The 616-nt window shown below is 54.9% G+C and carries 1 protein-coding gene; it reads left to right on the top strand.

The genetic code is table 11. The features are described 5' to 3' along the window. Positions 1–151 precede the first annotated feature (151 nt). The coding region (locus EN859_RS35170) for a hypothetical protein (protein ID WP_135913594.1) at positions 152–616 on the top strand (465 nt) is incomplete at its 3' end.

Here is a 616-nt window from a genome sequence, read left to right on the forward strand (position 1 = left end):
TTGCGACGGGCGCGTGTCGACTTCCCAACAATGTCAGACAGGAGACACAACGCTATCGGAGCGATCGCATTGCTTTGTAATGAATTTCCCAGTTGGCACGACAAATGCGGTCCTATGGGCAAAAGCAAACTAGACCTGAGAGCCGCACCGCATGAATGTAGCCTCCGAACCTCTCCCGCTTGTGGCGCACCACGAAGCCGGGCACGCGGTGGCCGCCATCGTTTTGAAGCGTCAGATGTTCGACGACGACCGTGAATTCCCTGCTTTCTCAAGTGTTAGTATTTACCCCGACGCCGGTGACGGAGATTACTATGTTGTTGTCATGGGCAAGGCTTTTTATTCAGCGCAAGGATTCACCTCGAAGCGAAAGCCGATTTTCGAAGACGATATGGATCGATATTTGGAACGCGATGATGCGATCCGGGAGATAGTTACGTGTCTGGCAGGTCCTTTTGCAGGATCCGCATTCGAAGGCTATCTGGACCCGTTCGATATGGCGATGAATGCGTCCGACGCGAATGAGGGGAGCAGCGACTACGCGGATGCCAAGCGAATCTATGGTGAGTTGCGGTTCCTGATGCCGCGCCGCCCCGGTTGGAGGCGGATCGAAGATCGC

The sequence above is a fragment of the Mesorhizobium sp. M00.F.Ca.ET.216.01.1.1 genome (assembly GCF_004010325.2).
Taxonomy (GTDB): Bacteria; Pseudomonadota; Alphaproteobacteria; order Rhizobiales; family Rhizobiaceae; genus Mesorhizobium.